An 18,288-nucleotide genomic window follows, 5' to 3' on the forward strand; every position below is an offset into this window, starting at 1 on the left:
CAAGAAATGAAGCAGGAGCACGACGGAAGGAAGAAGAGAAAAAACTTGAAGAAGTAGGAAAAAGAAGATTAGAGGAAGAAAAGAAAATAAAAGAAGCACAAAAGAGACAAAAAATAGCTGTGGTGAAAAGGGAGCCCGATAGTGATGAAATTAATTTAAATAATGAAAGAAATCTACCAAATGAACCTAAATTTGAACAAGAAGAGAAAGTCGCAATCGATAAAAAAGGAATCTTAAATAATATGAAAAAATTAAAGTACGCTATTATAGGAATCGCATCAATTGTTTTATTAGTAGTAGCAGGTTTTGCCTTTAGCAATATGAAAAATTCACAGGCTGCATCTGCAAATAATGTAAATAGTTTAGAAGTTAATGCGAATTTAATAAATGGGTTAAGATTATCTGCAGTTCAAAAATATCAAGATGCTGCCTTGGAATTTGATAAAGTCGATTATAAAAAGTTAGGAAAAGAAGATAAAAAGGCAGTTTTATTTACGTATCTATTAAGTGGTAAAGCACAAAAGGCAATTGACTTAGAACAAGATTTTGCAGAATCAGTAGTTTCATATTATATAGCTGTAGATAATTTGAAAAAAGTAAAAGAATTAAAAATAAAAAATCCAATAATTAATTTTGAAATTGCTGCATTAGATAACAAACATGAAGAAGTTATCAATTTAAGAGATCAAGTGCCACTAGATGGCAGAAGAGAAGGAATTATTGTTAATAGTTATTTGAAATTAAATAAATCTGAGGAAGCTAAAAAGTTTGCCCAAAAGGTTGGAAATAAAGATTTACTCGAAAAAATTAATAATTCTACACCTAATAGTTCTGCTACTTCTGTAGCAACTATAAGTGCAGGTTAGGTAATGAGGAGGAATTGATTGTGCCTTTAGATTATTCGAAAATTTTAAAGAAAGTGTTACTTACGACTACTGTAACTACCTTAAGTGTTGGGGTAGTTACAGGCTGCTCGCTGTTTTCTTCTGAAAAAAAGAACACTAAAACAGCATCGGTATCTAAAAAGAAAAAGGATAGTGAAAAAGAAAAGAAAAAAGATGAAAGTAAGAATGAAACGACTGAAAATCTAAATACTAATGATTTTGATGAAATCATTGATAATGCAAAACGTAGCGCTGAACAAAATTTAGCCGGTATCATTGAAAATAACAAAACCAAAAGGAAATTTGATGACTTAACAGATTCAATTGCAACCGCCGCTATAAATTCCAATCGAAACCTAGCTTCAGTTATTGACGGTGATAAATCAAGTAATCGTTTTTCTGATTTAAATAATTCAATAGTATCAGCAATAAACAATCCTTCTGTCTCGGATAATAAGGATAGTAAGAACTTTGTATTTGGTGGCGATCAAAATATTAGTGACGGTGTAGCTATTGCAGATAACTCAATACCTCTAATTAATAATGATAAAAAACCACCAACTTCTGGTGACACAAATGGCGGGGAAGTGAAACCGCCAACTGGTGGTGAAGGTAATAATGGAGGTAGCACAAAACCACCAACGAGCGGAGATGATAACGATGGTGGAGGCGGTACAAAACCACCGACAGGCGGAGATGGTAACGATGGTGGAGGCGGTACAAAACCCCCAACAGGCGGAGATGGTAATGATGGTGGAGGCGGTACAAAACCCCCAACAGGCGGAGATGGTAATGATGGTGGTACAACAAAACCAGAAAAGGATACAGTGGCACCAGTAATTACAGCAAAGCAAGGTATAACTGTATATGTAGGAGATAGCTTAAACGCAGGAGATTTAGTAGAAGTAAAAGATAATAAAAATCCAAACCCAGTGGTAACAATGGGAGCGTACGATACAAGTAAGGCAGGTGAAATTCAAGTAACAGTAACGGCAACAGATGCATCAGGAAATAGCTCAAGTACAATAGTAACTGTTAACGTAGTCGAAAAAGAAGAGGGAAAAGATACAGAAGCACCAGTAATTACAGCAAAACAAGATGTAACTGTACATGTAGGAGATAGCTTAAATGCAGGAGATTTAGTAGAAGTAAAAGATAATAAAGATCCAAACCCAGTGGTAACAGTGGGAGTGTACGATACAAGTAAACCAGGTACAATATCAATTCAAGTAACGGCAATTGATAATGCGGGTAACAGCTCAACTGTAACGGTAACAGTAAAAGTAGTAGAAAAGGAAGAGGAGAAGGATACGGAAGCACCAGTAATAACAGCGAAACAAGTTGTAACCGTACATGTGAGAGATAAATTAAGTCCAGGAAGTTTAGTCAGTGTAAAAGATAATAAAGATTCAAATCCAGTAGTAACAGTAGGAGTGTACGATACAAGTAAACCAGGTACAATATCAATTCAAGTAACGGCAATTGATAATGCGGGTAACAGCTCAACTGTAACGGTAACAGTAAAAGTAGTAGAAAAGGAAGAGGAGAAGGATACGGAAGCACCAGTAATAACAGCGAAACAAGTTGTAACCGTACATGTGAGAGATAAATTAAGTCCAGGAAGTTTAGTCAGTGTAAAAGATAATAAAGATCCAAATCCAGTAGTAACAGTAGGAGTGTATGATACAAGTAAGCCAGGTACAATATCAGTTCAAGTAACGGCAACCGATAAGGTAGGAAATAGCTCAACTGAAACAGTAAATGTGGTAGTTCTTGAGAAAGAAAAGCCAGAACAGAAACCAGAACAAAAGCCAGAACAGAAAACTGTAGGAACAACTTCTAAAGAGCAGGGTAATGGATTACTTGCATCAAATTCTAATGATGTAGCTAAATAGGATTTTAGCGGAAATTTATAATAGCGAAGATTTTAGAAGGTTCATCTATAAGTTTTTTTATCAGTCGAACTTAACTAATCAAAATCATATTGTAAAAAGGTCCGACTGTCCTACAGTTGGACCTTTTTTATATGTTTAATTAATTGTATTAAAATTTCATAAATTTATTTAATGGTTTATAGCGTAAAATTACCTTACCTTCAATATCATTCAAAAATATAAATCCTATTTCTTTAAATCTACTGTCTAAGCTTTCTTCACGATTATCTCCTAATACAAAAATTGTATTATTCGGAACCCTATCGAAACCGTAAATACTTTTTAATGAAAAATCAATTGTTATACCTTTTGAGTATAGATCTTTTACCACAAGTCCATTTATATAAAGATGCTGTGATTTATATTCTATTGTATCTCCAGGTAAACCAATTACTCTTTTTATAATGGTTTTATTATTAGAAGTGTTTTCTAGGGGGGAATTAACAACAACTATATCAAATCTTTGCAGATCTTCTATTGAACGAGTGAAGTGATTAATTAAAACCTTGTCATTATTAAATAAAGAGTTTTCCATAGAAACTCCAGAAACCTTATATGGAAAAAAAACGAACTGTCTTAGTAAAAGTAAGGCAATGCCAATAATAAATATTAATATTGGAAAAACAGAAATTAGGCGTTTTTTCAATTTAAGATCAAACTCCATTCTAAAGGTTTATAATATTCATCATAACATAGAATTAATAGATTAAATATTCTGAGTATTGTTGTTTTTATAGCTGTAATTTGTTAAAATTAAGTATAACTTTTTTTAATTTCAAATTTTTATATCTATAACTACTATAGCCCTTTCGGGGTTTCGATTTTCAAAGATAGTTTAAGTTTCTTACTTTTACTTTCTTTTTAAATATAACTCCGAAAAGGGCTTTTTTGCGTTTTTTGGAGAACATCACATTGTGAAAGGAAGAAGATTTTATGAAGATTAAAATATTATTTTTAGTGTTAGGCATTTTAGCTATGACGTTTTTTATAACACCTTTATAAAGGATGAACCTCAAACAGATGCCTTAACTCCAATCAAAGTAGAAGATTTGAAACAGAAAATTCAATACAATTATTTGTTTGAAGATGAATTATCACAAAATGTGATTAATGACTTAGGAGGGCAATTCAAATTAATATTTGATGATATTGATAAGAATGGCCACCTAACCATTTATCAAAACAAAAAAGAACTAGAAATATTTTTAGGAGATCATGTAACTACTGCAGAATTAGCTGATGAATTTATATCAGACTACTTTAGTACAAATAAGAATTACAAAGTTACTTATATAAGTAAACCAAGTCTATTTAATTATGAAAAACCAAGAACTGTTACAAAAGTAAAAAAAGGACTGTTTTTGGTAAAACAAAACAACTTAATTCTGGAATTTAAATATGTACCAGAAATAGATGGATTTCGAATTTCTGAGATTACATATTTAAAATAAAAAATTATTTTGGGGGGGATTTATTATGTTGCAAATTAGAACTGTTATTGCTGATGCATTAAGAATTGATGAAGAAGTGAATGGCTTTTTGAAATATTGTGCTAATTACGAGAAAATAGTTAAAAAAATAACACCAAGCGGGTTCATGGAACGTGAACAAGACCAACCGCTTTTGGTTATGGTAATTGAATATGAAGAAAAATTTAACTGTAGTTATGAAAAAGACGAGGATTAATTCCTTGTCTTTAATATTTTCTAAGAGGGGTGGATATATCTACCCTTCTTAGAAAATATTAAAAAAGTGGCTGTTATAATGGTACCTATTGATTTAGCGGGAGTTCTAAAGTTTATACGTAAAGAGTCATTCTCAGTTAAAGAATTATTGAATAGAACTTTCAAATTGAATTAATAGTCGCAGCTACAGATTATAGGAGACCTGAATCGTTTAAAAATTATACTAATTTAGGCGAAATCACAGGAACTAGGATAATAAATTTATGTAATTTTAATTTGATAATTTGAGAAAGTTAGATTACGAAATCAATTTTCTGAATTGAAAGATAAAAAAGCCTCGTTGTGATATAATTTAGTTGCATTTTTTCTTTTTCTTTTTTATATCACTAACTACTTATAACCTTTCGGGTTAATGAAATTACACAAAAAGGAACTTTATGTTACTTTATTTCATTGTGTAAACAATTCATTTTCCTGGAAGGTTATTTGTTTTTGCCTGAAAGGGGTGATGCTGTGTCATAGCAACTAATTATTAAATAGAAACTGCTGCTGCAATGTCAAAAGTTTTTCGAAAAGGGGTGCATATTATGTTGGTTACAGTAATTGTGTCAGTTGTGGCTGGTATGGTCTCAGGATTGGCTAGTCATTACATCACAAACAAAAAGTTTTTGTTGCCTCGTAAGAAAAAGCTTGCATTTCATCCGGGTTTCTTGGGAGAGATGTTTGTAGGAAGTATTGCTTCACTCGTTGGTGTTGCAATGTTTAACCCTGAAACAATGATGGATATTCTTAAGGTGAGTATTCTTGCTGGGATTTCAGGGCAAGCTTTCCTGCTGCACAATCGCTTGGCAACGGAGCAAGTCAAAAGCGACGAGATTCAGTCTATTTCAAAGAAATTGAACGAACTCGAAAAAAAGAATAAGGAATAAAAGAGGAGTAATCTGTTATAAATAGAAATAGAGAGATGAGGAGATTTGGTTATGTAACGGCCAAATACAAAGAGTTAAGTTGAGGTGAGGTGAGCCCCATGTCTCGAAAGGAAGTTTTTGATTATCTAGATGATCAAGAAAAGGAAGATTTAGCAGAATGGACAGAAGAGCTTAAGAATGCTCAATCTACGAAAGCAGTTAAACTTTATTCAAGTAAGATAAAGGAACTGCTAGGAAAGATTGAACAACGAATGATTAATTCAGGAGAGGAAGCAGCGACGGTTAGCTTCTAATTGAATAGCAAGATGGAAAGAAGCTGATGGAGTATTTATCCATCAGCTTCTTCTCTATTTCGGACAACATTTTATCATTTTAGCTAAGAAGACTACCTCCTAAAGGAACGCGAAGTGAGTAGGGGGGAGTTCAAAAAAGATGTGTATATTTTTCGAAAATTCTAAATGGATTAGGTATGTTAAAACAATAATAAGATTAGACTCCTTATGTTAAAAATAGATATTTTTGTTTACGGTAGGTTTATGGAGAATATAGTTACAAATAAAACTAATTTATTTATATTTTCTGATTGTTTATGAAGATAAATAATGTGATAATTAAATTGTTCTAAATACTAATAAAGAATAAGGAGAAAGTATATGCTAGATATTAATCAAATTCAAGATATTTTACCACATCGATATCCATTTTTATTAATTGACTGTATTACAGAACTTGAAGAAGGTAAACGTGCAGTAGGAATTAAAAATGTTACAGTTAATGAACCTTTTTTTTATGGACATTTCCCCGAGAACCAAGTAATGCCTGGAGTCTTAATTTTAGAAGCTTTAACACAAGTAAGTGCAATTATCATGCACAAAAAAGGAGAATGTGGTAAAAAAATTGGACTATTTGCTGGTATTGATAATTGTCAATTCAAAAAAAAGGTTATACCAGGAGATCGAATACGTTTAGAGGTAAATATAACTCGCGTGCGTGCTTCATTTGCAAAGGCTCATGCTATTGCTACAGTAAATCAAGCAATTGTTTGCGAAGCAGATATCACAATTGCTTTTTCAGATCCAGCATAAACTAATTACCAGACATGAAGAGAGAAAAATAAATAGTGAAATACTAATTTAGCAATCTTGTTGTCTTTTTGTTTAAAGTAGTTAATGAGTATTAGATAGACGGCAGGTATAAGTTGTAAAAAAGAACACAAGCTATATAATGAGAAGGTAAACCCAACGAATTACAGTTAAAAGAGTGATTACTGAATATATGGTATCCAGTACCCAATACCCAAGAATGATGCAGAGCTACATAGTAGATTTTATCTAGTGGGCAATAATTTCAGCTTACTGAAAGTGTAACTAGTATATGTAATAGGGGAGTGCCTATTGCTATTAAACTCAGAAAAGTGAATACCGCAAAATGAGGAAATTAGAATATCTGGGAGAGAACGTATTAATTTTTCAGTTGATGGGTATGAGATAATTTATTTCACTAAAATTAGAATGAAAAATTAATCTTTTTTACTTACAAGGAATTGAGTAATTTTTTATATAGTCTTTGCGGATAATATAAAAAAGAAACATACACCATAAAATGTACCCTATAGAATAGACACTTGAAAAAAGTCTATTCTATAGGGTATTTCTTGTATAATAAAAGGAAAATTGGGATCGGAGAATGTTGAAAATGACAAAAAACTATTTACAGAAAGAGAAATTCAAATTCTATCAAATAACCTATACGTAAAATCTGTAAGTCAGAAAGGTATCACTTATACAGAGTAATTTAAGCATATTTTTATTGAGGAAAATGAAAAAGGAAAGCTACCTCGAAATATTTTTGAAGAATGTGGTTTTGATATAGATATGATTGGAATGAAACGAGTTATGTCATCGGGAAGTAGATGGCGTGCTGTTTATAGAAAAAATGGTGTATTGGGTTTAAGGGATACACGTATCGAAAACGCTGGAAGAACTCTTGAGAGAGAGCTTACGTTAGAAGAAAAGTATGCCCGTTTAGAAGCCGAACGAAACTTACTAAAGGCGGAAAACGAATTGCTAAAAAAAATCAAACTTATGGAAGGGAGGATGAGAAGGAAATAACACTACCACCTAGTCAGAAATTCATCTTGATTCGTTCTGTCATCATGAAATACAACTTAAGGAATATGGTCAGTCATTTGTGTAAAGTAGCTGGTGTATCCCGTTCGGGATACTATAATTACTTTTCAGTTTCATCTCAAGAACAACGGAAACAAAAGAGTGATCGAGATGAAATCTTGAAGGAAACCATATTAAAAGCACTTCGATTTAGAAATAGAAACAAGGGGGCTCGTCAGATAAAGATGACATTGGCGGGTCAGTTTCAAGTTGTCTACAATTTAAAGCGTATCCGTAGAATTATGAAGAAATACGAGATTATCTGTCCGGTTCGCAAAGCGAATCCTTATAAAAGAATGCTTAAAGCTACAAAAGAGCATCGAATAGTACCGAATCAATTAAATCGGGAATTTAAACAAAATACCCCAGGGAAAACACTTCTTACAGATATCACCTATTTAGTTTACGGTAAGAATCAAAGGGCCTATTTATCTACAATTTTAGACGGCTCAACTAATGAAATTTTAGCTTACCATGTTTCAGAACAGATGACATTAGAGCTCGTAACGACAACTCTCCATAAACTAAAAAGGAATCCGCGGATTCGATTGACTGAAGGTGCTTATATTCATTCAGATCAAGGATCCCACTACACAAGCCCTACCTATCAAAAGCTAGTTAAAAAGCTAAACCTTGGACAATCCATGTCAAGAAGAGGAAACTGTTGGGATAACGCCCCACAAGAATCATTTTTTGGTCATCTGAAAGATGAAGCTCATATAAAACCTTGTGCGTCCTTTAATGAATTGAAACAAGAGATTAAGAAATATATGACGTATTACAATCATTATAGATATCAATGGAATTTAAAAAAGATGACTCCTGTTGGATACAGAAATCATCTTCTTGATGTCGCCTAACTTTTTTCAAAATGTCCTTTACAAAGGGTACAGATTACCATGTTGTATGTTTCTTTTTTATATTCTGCTTTATTTATATTAAATTCTTAGCTTGACAGGGTATAATTCTTTTCTATTCTTCTCTTTGAATTGAATTATTTTCTATAGGTCTAAATGCTAATCCGCCAGATATTATGTAAAAAGTAGCAGGTATCAACATGAAGAAAAAATTCATAGATAAAGAAATAAGTGCAATGCTAATCATTATTACACCGTATAACCTTTTGTTTATATAGGTAATACTACAAGAAAGTACTATGACTACAATTTGAAGCAAAAATACTATAAAAGGAGTGGAAACCATATATGACATTGAAGTGCGTGTAGCTGGAATGAAACCTGATAATAAGAAAACAAAAAAAGAACTAACAGTTCCTAATATAGATCCAATAAAGGCTAATAAAAATTCAGCATTACGTTCTTTCACCTTAAATTCCCTCCAAATGTATAAAAATAAAAAATATTAAAACAAATCAACTAAAGTGCAATTCAAAACATCTTTTTGTATAAGAAGTTCATCTGGAAAGAAAAATATACTTGTGATGCTTATCAAAATTAATATTTTACAAAAAAAATCCCTCTACTATAATTGTTTGCTTGACTGCATTCAATTATAAATACGAGGGATTCATGATTACATTTACTAAAAGTATTTGAGCATGTCTAGCAATAAAATTATTTAATGGGGTATTTGCTATATGCTGAAGACTTGCTTATACTTCTTAGCTTTCTTTAAATCTTGCAAACACATTAAATTTGCTAGGTAATTTTTTATTACCAACTCCTTTATTATTTATTTGAGTGTGTATTCAAACGATATATTTTCTACTTTAGTGTACCTTAATTGAAGTAGAAAAAACATCGAAATATCTAACAAAATGCTTACATTATTGTAAGAATACTTACAATAATGTAATGTTTCGAAAATCAAGTTTATATTAATTGGGAACCCGTCTTAAAGTAAAATGCACTCATATTAATATAAAAATACAGACTTTTAATCTTAACTAATGGATATAAAGGCATGATGTTACAAAAACAAAGTGAAATAATATTATTTAGCTCCTTATTCTCCAGTTTTTTGTCTTGAAATTTTTTATCATATTTAAACATAGATAATAGGATCATTGTCTATATTTTGGATGATATTGATAAGTGATTATTATTTTTAGAGTAAAGCTCAAATATTAATTTTGGAGAAAAATAGCAACTAGCCCTATATATTTTTTGGATATTATAAAAATTAAGTTTAAAATTTAATTAATACAGGATTTTGACAAGTAAACACTCTGTATAATTGTTTTATTGTTCTTAATAATTATTTTGTTATATAAAAATGAATTATTTAAAAATAATATATGAAATTATTTCCAAATGAAATTAATAATTTAGAAAAATTTTCTCAAAAATATAAAAAATAAAACTTTCTCAAATTTATTGACTATTTAAAAAACATAATATAGTATACTTTACGAGTATAAATGTTAAAGAAATACATATTAAGTAATTTTTTAGGGGGATTTTTATGTTCCAAACAGAATTTGATAAACTGGTTCAGGATCATTTAAACAGCTTTTCGGAAGAGTATATTACTAGTTTGAAAAATGTGTTTATGGAAAATCAGCTTGTTATTTTAGAAGAATTAATTCCAAAATCCTTAATTGATGCTATGTCTGTTGAAGCAAAATACCTTCTTTTAGAAAATGCAAAACGTCGTGATATTATAATTAAAGCCACAGGTAATACCCCTCGTAACTTTAATGTAGTAAATCGTGACAGTATTTCTAAAAAAGGAAAGATAATTCCAGCATTTTTTAAATCTGAAGTAATTTTAAATTTCTTAACATTTTTAAATAATAATGAACCCGTATATCGTATTCCATATACACCAGAAGAATTTATTATTAATAATCAGCAAAAAACAGGTGATACTCATGGGTGGCATTGGGACGACTATACTTTTGCTTTGATTTGGGTAATTGAAGCTCCTAAAGAAGGGGAAGGTGCTATTGTTGAATATATCCCAAATACTGTATGGGATAAAGAGCATCCTGGAGAGGGATTAAGGGCAGTACTTAAAAATCGTGAAATTCAAAATGTATACGTTCCTCAAGGTCATTGTTACTTTATGAAAGCTGGTACTACATTACATAGAGTTACACCTTTAAAAAATGATTCTTGTCGTACCGTTGTGGTTTTTAGTTACGCATCTGAAGAAGATTTATCGAAAGATATTTCTCATGAGACCTTGGGGGAGATTTATGAAGATGTTAAGGAGTTAGTTGAAGTTTAAGTTTTGGCATAATTTATACATTTTTACAGCCGAAGAGATAAAGTTATTGCTTTCGGCTGTAATGTTTGGACTTTTATAAAAGCTAAAAGAATTAAGACATACTGATATAGATTGCAAAATTCTTTGAATTTAAGTTGTTCTAATTAGGCTTTAATAGATGATTGATCAATTATTCATCAGGTTTATAATAAATTTAATTATAATGTGCTAGATAAATATATATGAACAAATCATAAGTATTAAAATTAGGGTTTTAACTTCAAGTATTTTTATTTCATAAGATTAACAGGAAGCGGTGGTATTTTGTTTAAGAAATTCGTTTTAGGTGTAGTATCAACATGGATAGTAGTGAATTATTGGGAAAAGAAAAACAAACGTGAATGGATTAAGTGTAAAAGAGTTTGATAATTGTATTTATAGAAAAAGCTAATTTTGGGAACCAGCTTTTTTATTGTTAATCACTATATTTTCTCATTATCATTTCAATTGGCCCTCTTGTAAAATGTAATTTCCAAAAATAAGATAAACACATTGCACTTATATAAAAGGATAAAGATAGTACAAGAGTTTTAAGTAGATCCGCATCTTTTACTAATCCTAAATATGAAAAAATAATTAATGCAAAGACATGACCAATATAATATGTTAATGACATTTGTCCAGTTAGAATAAGTATTTTCGTTATTATTTTTCCTGCAAATTGTTCTGTGAAATATATACATAGAACAATTACTATTATAGCAATACTTGAACTGGAAATAATATAGAATATATTTGGTGGTACTGGATTTGTAGAAAATAGAGAGTTAGCAGTTTCTATTCCTAACAAAGGCGTGGTTATTTTAATAAGAGTAAAGGAAAAAGTTTCTGATATAATCATTGAAATTAGTGAAAATAATAATAAGTTTTTTCTAACTTTAGATAAGCTAAAATTTAGCCTTCCTAACCACATACCCAGCAAGAGAAAGCAAATCCATGGGAAAATAGGATGATATCCATTGAATAGAAGATTATTAAAAATATCAGAAAAGCTTAAAAATATGGAAGGATCGTTATTGAATAAATTTGATTTATTAACAAGATTAAATATGATTTGTAATATTTGAGATATAATTAAAATGCTAATGCAAGAATATAACAGAGTGTTATTAGATGTAATGATGTAAAAAGACGATATAAACATATAGAATGCATAATAATGTAATATATCAGCTCTCCATCCAATTAGATACAGGAATAACCCCAGTGTTAAAAGAAATAGGGCACGCTTCCAAATGGTTTTTTGATTTTTTTTAACGAGGTTAGTATTTTTAGTTATACGTGCTTTTTCCGTCATGAGAGAAATTCCAATTCCAGCCAAAATAACAAATACTACAGAGGCATTTCCATCAAAAATACTAGTTAAGTAAATCATCCATGTTGATCCTTTATATTCAGTTCCCATAGTTAGTTTGTAATTAACAATAACCATTCCAAAAATAGCTAATGCTCGTGCAAAATCAAAGCCTGTTATCCTTAATTTTTTATTCATATTAAGGTATCTCCTTTGCAATTTTATTCAACTTTAAAATTTAATGCTAAAGTTAAAGAAAGATATTCGCTCATTATGTAGTTAATTTGAGATTTGTAATGAAATAATGGATAGAATATACTTATTAATAAGAAGATAGATTAAATGCTTTAACATCTATATAAAAACTAAAGGAATCTTTTTAACATAAGATGTTTATTATAATCCTACAGAGAATTTTAGTGAAAATAGGTGTTTCTGATGTGTATAAACAAATTTTTTTGGATTCTCATATTTTATTTAAAGAAAAGACACTTTAGTATAGTGTCTTTTTATGCTTTTTTTTGAGATGATTGATTCTCTATGGGTCTAAAAGCTAATCCACCAGATATCATGTAGAGAACAGCAGGTATCAACAAGAAGAAAAAATAGGTAACTAAAGATATAAGTGCAATGCTAATCATTATTACACCGTATAATTTTTTGTTTATATAGTTAATACTGCAAGAAAGAACTATAGCTGCAATTTGTAGCAAGAATATAATAAAAGAACTAGAAAACATATATGATATTGAATTTTGTGCAGCTGGAATGAACCCTGATAATAAGAAAACGAAAAAAGAACTTATGGTTCCTAATATAGCCCCGATAAGAGCAATTAAAAATTCAGCATTGCGTTTTTGCATTTAAGATTTCCTCCAATTTATATAGTTTAATAACAAAGCAATTAAAATGAATTTTAAAACATCTTATTTTTTTATAAGAAGTTTATTTAAAAAGAGAAGTATTTTATACTTTCTATTTCTCTAAATTTGTGAATACATCAAGTTAAATTTAATATTTTTTATTATCAACTCTTTTCTAATTTTTTGATTGTGTATTTCAAATAGCTTGCTATTTTAGTTTAAATTAACTTAAGTTTTAAAAACATCGAATTACCTAACAAATTTATTACATTATTGTAAGGGACCTTACAGAGTATGAAATTCAAAAAAGAAATTATGAAGTAAAATAGAAAATTTAGTATTTATCAAACGTATATATTCGGGGTATATAGATATAACTTTGAATTAACTGAGTGAATTTGATGGTTTCTCAAACGAAACAGACAGATAAGCCTTTTAATAAAAGTGAAGGTTAAGAATATAGTTTTGTTAAGGGGGCTGTACGTAGTATGTTAGGGTTATTATCTTTTCAAATTACTAAATGGGAATTATGAAGATTAGGAGAATAAAAATAATAAAAGAAGGCAGGTTTTCCAGGGGTAGAACTCTTTTTACATACAAATAAAGTTAATAAATTAATCCCTTGATTTTACTTATAATATTGATGGAATATTGAAATTTAGTCACTTGAATATAAGAAAATTTAGCAAATTAATTTTCTTATTAGAAAGAGAGGAGGACTAAACAAGCAGTTGACTTCTATGAAGATATTAATGATTATAAAGAGATATATGGGTAAATTCTATGAAAAAAAGGACAGTAGACTATGCTAGAATTTGTAAGGTAAAAGCAATTACATTCAAAGCAAAGTCTATACAAATATTAAAATGTAATATAAAGAACAGTGCATAACTTTGTTAGGATTACGTGAATTTGACAGGAGTTGAATGGTACTTATATCTATATTAATTTAAATAGGAAAATTTATATAAATCATTTAGCATTTTATGAAGATTCCCATTCCAGTATCTCTGATATGGTGTCAGCAATTTGTGTTGCTTAACCCAATCAAGATTAATTTTTTGTAATATTTGTTCTTCATTTAGTTGTTCTTTTTCTTTAATCGTCCAACTAAATGCCACCAAAGCTTTCTCTTTTGTCCAAAAATTTTTAGGAGTACGTTTAAAGTCCCACTCCCTAAAACGTCCTGGATATAAATCATCTAGCATTTTAAATGGACTATAATCCCAATAAGTTGCTAAATGGTGTATTAATCTATGTTTCCTTAACCAATCTACACTAAAAACCATCATTAGTTCTTTATCAGTTAGCTGTTCTTTTTCTTCTATTGTCCATTTAAGTGCTTCTAATATTTTTTCTTTTGTCCAAAATCCCCGGGGCACTTTTCGAAATTGCCATGCTTTAAAGCGATTAGGATATAAATCGTTTATCATTTTATAGGGACTACCACTCCAAATTTTGCTCAATGGAACAATAAGCTTGTTTTTTTCAAACCATTGTATATCAGTTCTTTGTGGTACTTGCTCTTCTATTAGTTGTTCTTTTTTTTCAATTGTCCATTTTAAGGCTTTTAATGCTGTGATTTTTGTCCAATAGCCCTTGGGAACTTTTTTAAATAGCCATGCCTTAAAACGATTAGGATATAAATCGTTTATCATTTCATAAGGATTAGAACCCCAGAAGTTTTTAAAAGGTATATATAATTTATTTTTTATTAGCCAAGTTGTACTGAATTCCTGATAAATTTGTTCGTCAGTTAATCTTTCTTTTTCTTCTAGTATCCATTTCAATCTAGTTAAAGCTTTCCTTTTCGTCAAAGACTGGGATAACTGATCTATATTAAAAGTACCAGGATACAAATCATTTAGCATTTTTTGAGGGTTTCCTGCCCAATATAACCTTAAAGGAATAATAAACTTATTTTTTGCTAACCAATTTAAGTCAACAACTTCCAATGCAATTTCTTTAGTTAACCGTTTTTTCTCCTCTATTAACCATCTAAGCTCCTTCAGTGCAATAAAGGGTGTGCTTTTCCTCCAGTATTCGTTTTTTAAGGAGGACCATTGCCATTCTTTAAAACGATTAGGGTATAAATCATTTAACATCATATATATATTTGCGTCCCAATGCTCAAGCAATGGTATTTTTAATCTATGTTTTATTAGCCACCCTTTATTATATACCTGAAGTATTTGCTCTTCGGTTAATTTTTCTTTTTCCTCTATTATCCATTTTAAGGCTTCTAAGGCTTCTGATGAAGATTTTCCAATCCAAAACCCTTTAGGCAAATCAATTAATTGCCATTCTTTAAACTTATTTGGATATAAATCATTGAGCATTTCATAGGGGTTTCCATCCCAAAAATTAATTAGTGATTTCGCCAAATTATTATCTATTAACCATTTTCTATCAAAGAATGTTAAAAGCTGCTTTTGTTCTAACTCTTCTTGTTGTTTTATTTTAAATTCTAGTATTTTTAGAGAATCTTCTTTTTTGTGTAAATTACACTTATCCATATTAATCCTCCTTTTACTGATATTATTATTTATGGGTACAATTTTACACAAAAAAGCGCTTTCATGTGAAGTTTTTTAAAATATGTGTCCAATTTATTTAGTAAGTGCAAAAGATTTGAAGGATAAATTTGTAATCTTTGTAAGGGGATATGGGGGGAATTGAAAATCGCTAGTAATGCCTGTTTAGCTTTATATAATAGAATTTTAGGGTATAAGAATACTTTTAAAATTTAAGTTTACTTTATGGAAAGTCGGAAAGATAAATCAAAGTATATTTGACATATTATACGTTAAAAAATGATTCTAAAGACATACTGATTCTTACTATAAGAACAAAGTTTATTTGTTTTCCACTATCTATGGAAATTTAAATTGAAATAACCATAAGTAGCATAAAAGCTAAGACGACGTCTTAGCTTTTTACTCGTTTGTAGGTGATTGTTAGGATTAATTTATTTTTAGGAACTTGGTGCTGTAGAGGCACATTTGGGTGGTCCCCACTTTAATGTCTTCAATAATAAGTAGTGAATTTAAAGTACTTAAAAGTATTATAAATGTTTAAATAGATAATTTTGAACGGTTTTAATTTTGAAAAGTAAATTAGTAATTAACTTAATGAAAAAATAGCTTTATTTAATTTAGAGAAATACCCCTACTGAAATTAGTTTCTAAAATATTGTTAAAATATTTCCAGGAAATGTTTTAGCTTGAAATTTCGACAAAATTAGAGGTTTAATGTTTAGATTTTTAATAAAAAGGTTGAAAAAAATTTTTTTTCTGAAATTTCGACAAAATCATCTGTTGTAATTATATAACAATATATGTAATATAATGTTGTTCGGTTGTAAAATAAAGAAAATACCGAATTTAATGATAATTAACGATTATAGTTTTGAAAAAAGATTATATTTCGTTTCTTGTAAAAAGGAAGGGGATTTATGGGGGGAAATGGTTGTCAGAGCTCAGATGGTCATCTTGTATTGTAATCTTCTATCTTTATTTAATTTTATTTATGGAGTGATTTTTTTAATGAGTTATTAGCTACTACGCATCAAACTTTAGAGTTCTGTAGTTAGAGGGATTAAAATCCTAATTAGCATTTGTTTTAGCTGGGATGTTTTAAAAAGATATTCCTTCTGCTTATATCGAGAGTTTATGATTGTGAAATAAGTTGGCACTATGTATATACCCATTCTCGATAATTTAGAAGTTTACTAACATCCGTTGTACTACCTATATAGTTTAAATAATGTAATAAAGGTGGAGCAGAAATGAAAACAAAGAAGATTGAATTATTGCCTTTAACCCAGGCGCAAAAAAGAATATGGTATACAGAATTACTTTATCCAAATACAACTGCCTGCATTCTATCAGGAACAATAAAAATGAAAAATCAGATAGATATAAATGTTTTAAAACAATCTTTTCAATCGGTTATTAAAGAAAATGATGCTTTTCGAATAAAATTAACTTTTGAAAATGGTGAAGCAAAACAGTATGTTGAACCATATACATATAAAGAAATAGATTATATTGATTTCTCTGAAGTATCAACTCAAAACTATGTAGAAAATTGGCTAGATTCTCATAATAGAATTCCTATGAAACTGTATGATTCGGAATTATTTGAAATTACAATATTTAAAATTGAAGATAAAGAGTATGGCTATAATATTAAAATTCATCACATCATATGCGATGGAATCTCTTTAGCTCAGATTGTTGAAGATGTGAATCAAAATTATGCTGATATGGTCAAAGGTACTTTTTTTGATACATATAAAAAACATTCGTATCTAGATTATATTCAAACAGAAGAAGAATATGAGAAGTCAGCACGTTTTCAAAAAGATAGAGCATTTTGGTTGAGAAATTTTGAATCTCTTCCAGATTTCACTGAATTGAAACCTTACAATCCTTTATTAACAAGTACAGCTGCGGAAAGGACATATTTAGAAGTTAGTGTGGATTTTTATCACAAAGTAAGGGAGTTCTGTAAGGAAAATAAAATTAGTATATTCACTTTCTTTCTGGGAGCTTTTTATATATATATAAATAAAATTACGAATGAGAGAAACTTAATCATTGGAACAAATTATTCTAATCGAACCACAAGACAGGAAAAAGAAACAATAGGAATGTTCACTAGTACAGTGGCTGTTAAAGTTTCTTTAGATCCTGAAGATAATATTATTTCATTTTTACAAAAGGTATCGAAGGAACAGGCAAAAATTCTTCGGCATCAGAAGTATCCATATAATAAGTTGATTAAAGATGTTAGGGAAATGCATTCTATGCCTGACCTTGGTCGACTTTTTGGAATTACTATGGAATACCGTCAATTTAGGAATATGGTAGATATGGATGGTACTAAAATAGAAATAAAGAGTAGTTTTTGTGGAAATGAAGTGAATGATCTTCTTGTTCATGTGGTTGAAAAAATAGATGAGGATTATTTAGAGATTTATGCTGATTATCGTACCTGTCTATTTGATGAAAAGTATATTGATGTATTATTCAGACATGTATTCGCAATAGCGGAATATATCATGAATCATCCTCTTGAAAAAACAACTGAAGTATCTCTAATTAGTGAATATGAAACAAAGCAATTATTGAATAACTTTAATAATACCTTATCGGAATATCCACATGAAAAAACAGTATATCAATTATTTGAAGAACAAGTGGAACGTACACCTGACCACCTTGCGGTTGTGTTCGAAGATCAGCAGTTGACATACCGTGAACTGAATGAACGAGCAAATCAGTTGGCGCGAACGT

The 18,288-nt window shown here is 29.7% G+C and carries 13 protein-coding genes and 2 pseudogenes; 10 read left to right on the top strand and 5 right to left on the bottom strand.

Translation table 11 applies throughout. The annotated features are described in order from the left end of the window. Both ACTFP3_RS29715 and ACTFP3_RS29720 read left to right on the top strand, forming a co-directional pair. Positions 1 to 866: pseudogene (locus tag ACTFP3_RS29715) on the top strand (hypothetical protein); the annotation flags it as partial. Between the two features lie 20 nt (positions 867 to 886). Further along, entirely contained in the window at positions 887 to 2,779 is a 1,893-nt protein-coding gene (locus ACTFP3_RS29720; RefSeq protein ID WP_440012062.1) for an adhesin, read from the top strand. A gap of 148 nt (positions 2,780 to 2,927) precedes the next feature. Here ACTFP3_RS29720 and lepB read toward each other — a convergent pair whose 3' ends face one another. Continuing rightward, positions 2,928 to 3,482 carry a signal peptidase I gene (gene lepB, locus ACTFP3_RS29725; protein WP_098568426.1) on the bottom strand — a complete coding sequence of 185 codons (555 nt, stop codon included), beginning with the start codon at positions 3,480 to 3,482 and terminating at the stop codon, positions 2,928 to 2,930. Between the two features lie 412 nt (positions 3,483 to 3,894). Here lepB and ACTFP3_RS29730 point away from each other — a divergent pair, with 412 nt between their 5' ends. The 6 genes and pseudogenes from ACTFP3_RS29730 to ACTFP3_RS29755 all read left to right on the top strand — a co-directional run bounded on the left by ACTFP3_RS29730 (position 3,895) and on the right by ACTFP3_RS29755 (position 8,460). Continuing rightward, the gene (locus ACTFP3_RS29730) at positions 3,895 to 4,269 is read left to right on the top strand and encodes a peptide ABC transporter ATP-binding protein (protein ID WP_257149293.1); all 375 of its coding nucleotides are present in this window, start codon (positions 3,895 to 3,897) and stop codon (positions 4,267 to 4,269) included. A gap of 25 nt (positions 4,270 to 4,294) precedes the next feature. Next, the gene (locus ACTFP3_RS29735) at positions 4,295 to 4,504 is read left to right on the top strand and encodes a hypothetical protein (protein ID WP_098562762.1); all 210 of its coding nucleotides are present in this window, start codon (positions 4,295 to 4,297) and stop codon (positions 4,502 to 4,504) included. Between the two features lie 586 nt (positions 4,505 to 5,090). After that, positions 5,091 to 5,432, top strand: coding sequence for a DUF4257 domain-containing protein (locus tag ACTFP3_RS29740; RefSeq protein WP_139894819.1), 342 nt, complete (start codon positions 5,091 to 5,093; stop codon positions 5,430 to 5,432). A 98-nt stretch (positions 5,433 to 5,530) separates the two neighbouring features. Then, positions 5,531 to 5,725 (top strand): hypothetical protein, encoded by a 195-nt coding sequence (locus tag ACTFP3_RS29745; protein WP_000087400.1) that lies wholly within the window; start codon positions 5,531 to 5,533, stop codon positions 5,723 to 5,725. Positions 5,726 to 6,085: 360 nt separating this feature from the next. Then, a complete protein-coding gene (fabZ, locus tag ACTFP3_RS29750) occupies positions 6,086 to 6,517 on the top strand; it encodes a 3-hydroxyacyl-ACP dehydratase FabZ (protein WP_098562760.1) in 432 nt (143 codons plus the stop codon). A gap of 588 nt (positions 6,518 to 7,105) precedes the next feature. Next, positions 7,106 to 8,460: pseudogene (locus ACTFP3_RS29755) on the top strand (IS3 family transposase). Positions 8,461 to 8,572: 112 nt separating this feature from the next. Here the strand turns inward: ACTFP3_RS29755 and ACTFP3_RS29760 are convergent. Further along, complete coding sequence (locus ACTFP3_RS29760) at positions 8,573 to 8,926, bottom strand: hypothetical protein (protein ID WP_139894815.1); 354 nt, start codon at positions 8,924 to 8,926, stop codon at positions 8,573 to 8,575. Between the two features lie 1,098 nt (positions 8,927 to 10,024). Here ACTFP3_RS29760 and ACTFP3_RS29765 point away from each other — a divergent pair. After that, the gene (locus ACTFP3_RS29765; RefSeq protein ID WP_098562781.1) at positions 10,025 to 10,792 is read left to right on the top strand and encodes a HalD/BesD family halogenase; all 768 of its coding nucleotides are present in this window, start codon (positions 10,025 to 10,027) and stop codon (positions 10,790 to 10,792) included. Positions 10,793 to 11,246: 454 nt separating this feature from the next. Here the strand turns inward: ACTFP3_RS29765 and ACTFP3_RS29770 are convergent, their stop codons facing one another. The 3 genes from ACTFP3_RS29770 to ACTFP3_RS29780 all read right to left on the bottom strand — a co-directional run bounded on the left by ACTFP3_RS29770 (position 11,247) and on the right by ACTFP3_RS29780 (position 15,504). Beyond that, positions 11,247 to 12,323 carry a heparan-alpha-glucosaminide N-acetyltransferase domain-containing protein gene (locus tag ACTFP3_RS29770; protein ID WP_098562780.1) on the bottom strand — a complete coding sequence of 359 codons (1,077 nt, stop codon included), beginning with the start codon at positions 12,321 to 12,323 and terminating at the stop codon, positions 11,247 to 11,249. A gap of 311 nt (positions 12,324 to 12,634) precedes the next feature. Next, complete coding sequence (locus tag ACTFP3_RS29775) at positions 12,635 to 12,988, bottom strand: hypothetical protein (protein WP_098562779.1); 354 nt, start codon at positions 12,986 to 12,988, stop codon at positions 12,635 to 12,637. Positions 12,989 to 13,932: 944 nt separating this feature from the next. Then, positions 13,933 to 15,504 (bottom strand): hypothetical protein, encoded by a 1,572-nt coding sequence (locus ACTFP3_RS29780; RefSeq protein ID WP_326036356.1) that lies wholly within the window; start codon positions 15,502 to 15,504, stop codon positions 13,933 to 13,935. A 1,271-nt stretch (positions 15,505 to 16,775) separates the two neighbouring features. Here ACTFP3_RS29780 and ACTFP3_RS29785 point away from each other — a divergent pair. Then, the coding region (locus tag ACTFP3_RS29785; protein WP_440012064.1) for a condensation domain-containing protein at positions 16,776 to 18,288 on the top strand (1,513 nt) is incomplete at its 3' end.

It is taken from the genome of Bacillus cereus group sp. MYBK5-2 (assembly GCF_051915685.1).
Taxonomy (GTDB): Bacteria; Bacillota; Bacilli; order Bacillales; family Bacillaceae_G; genus Bacillus_A; species Bacillus_A cereus.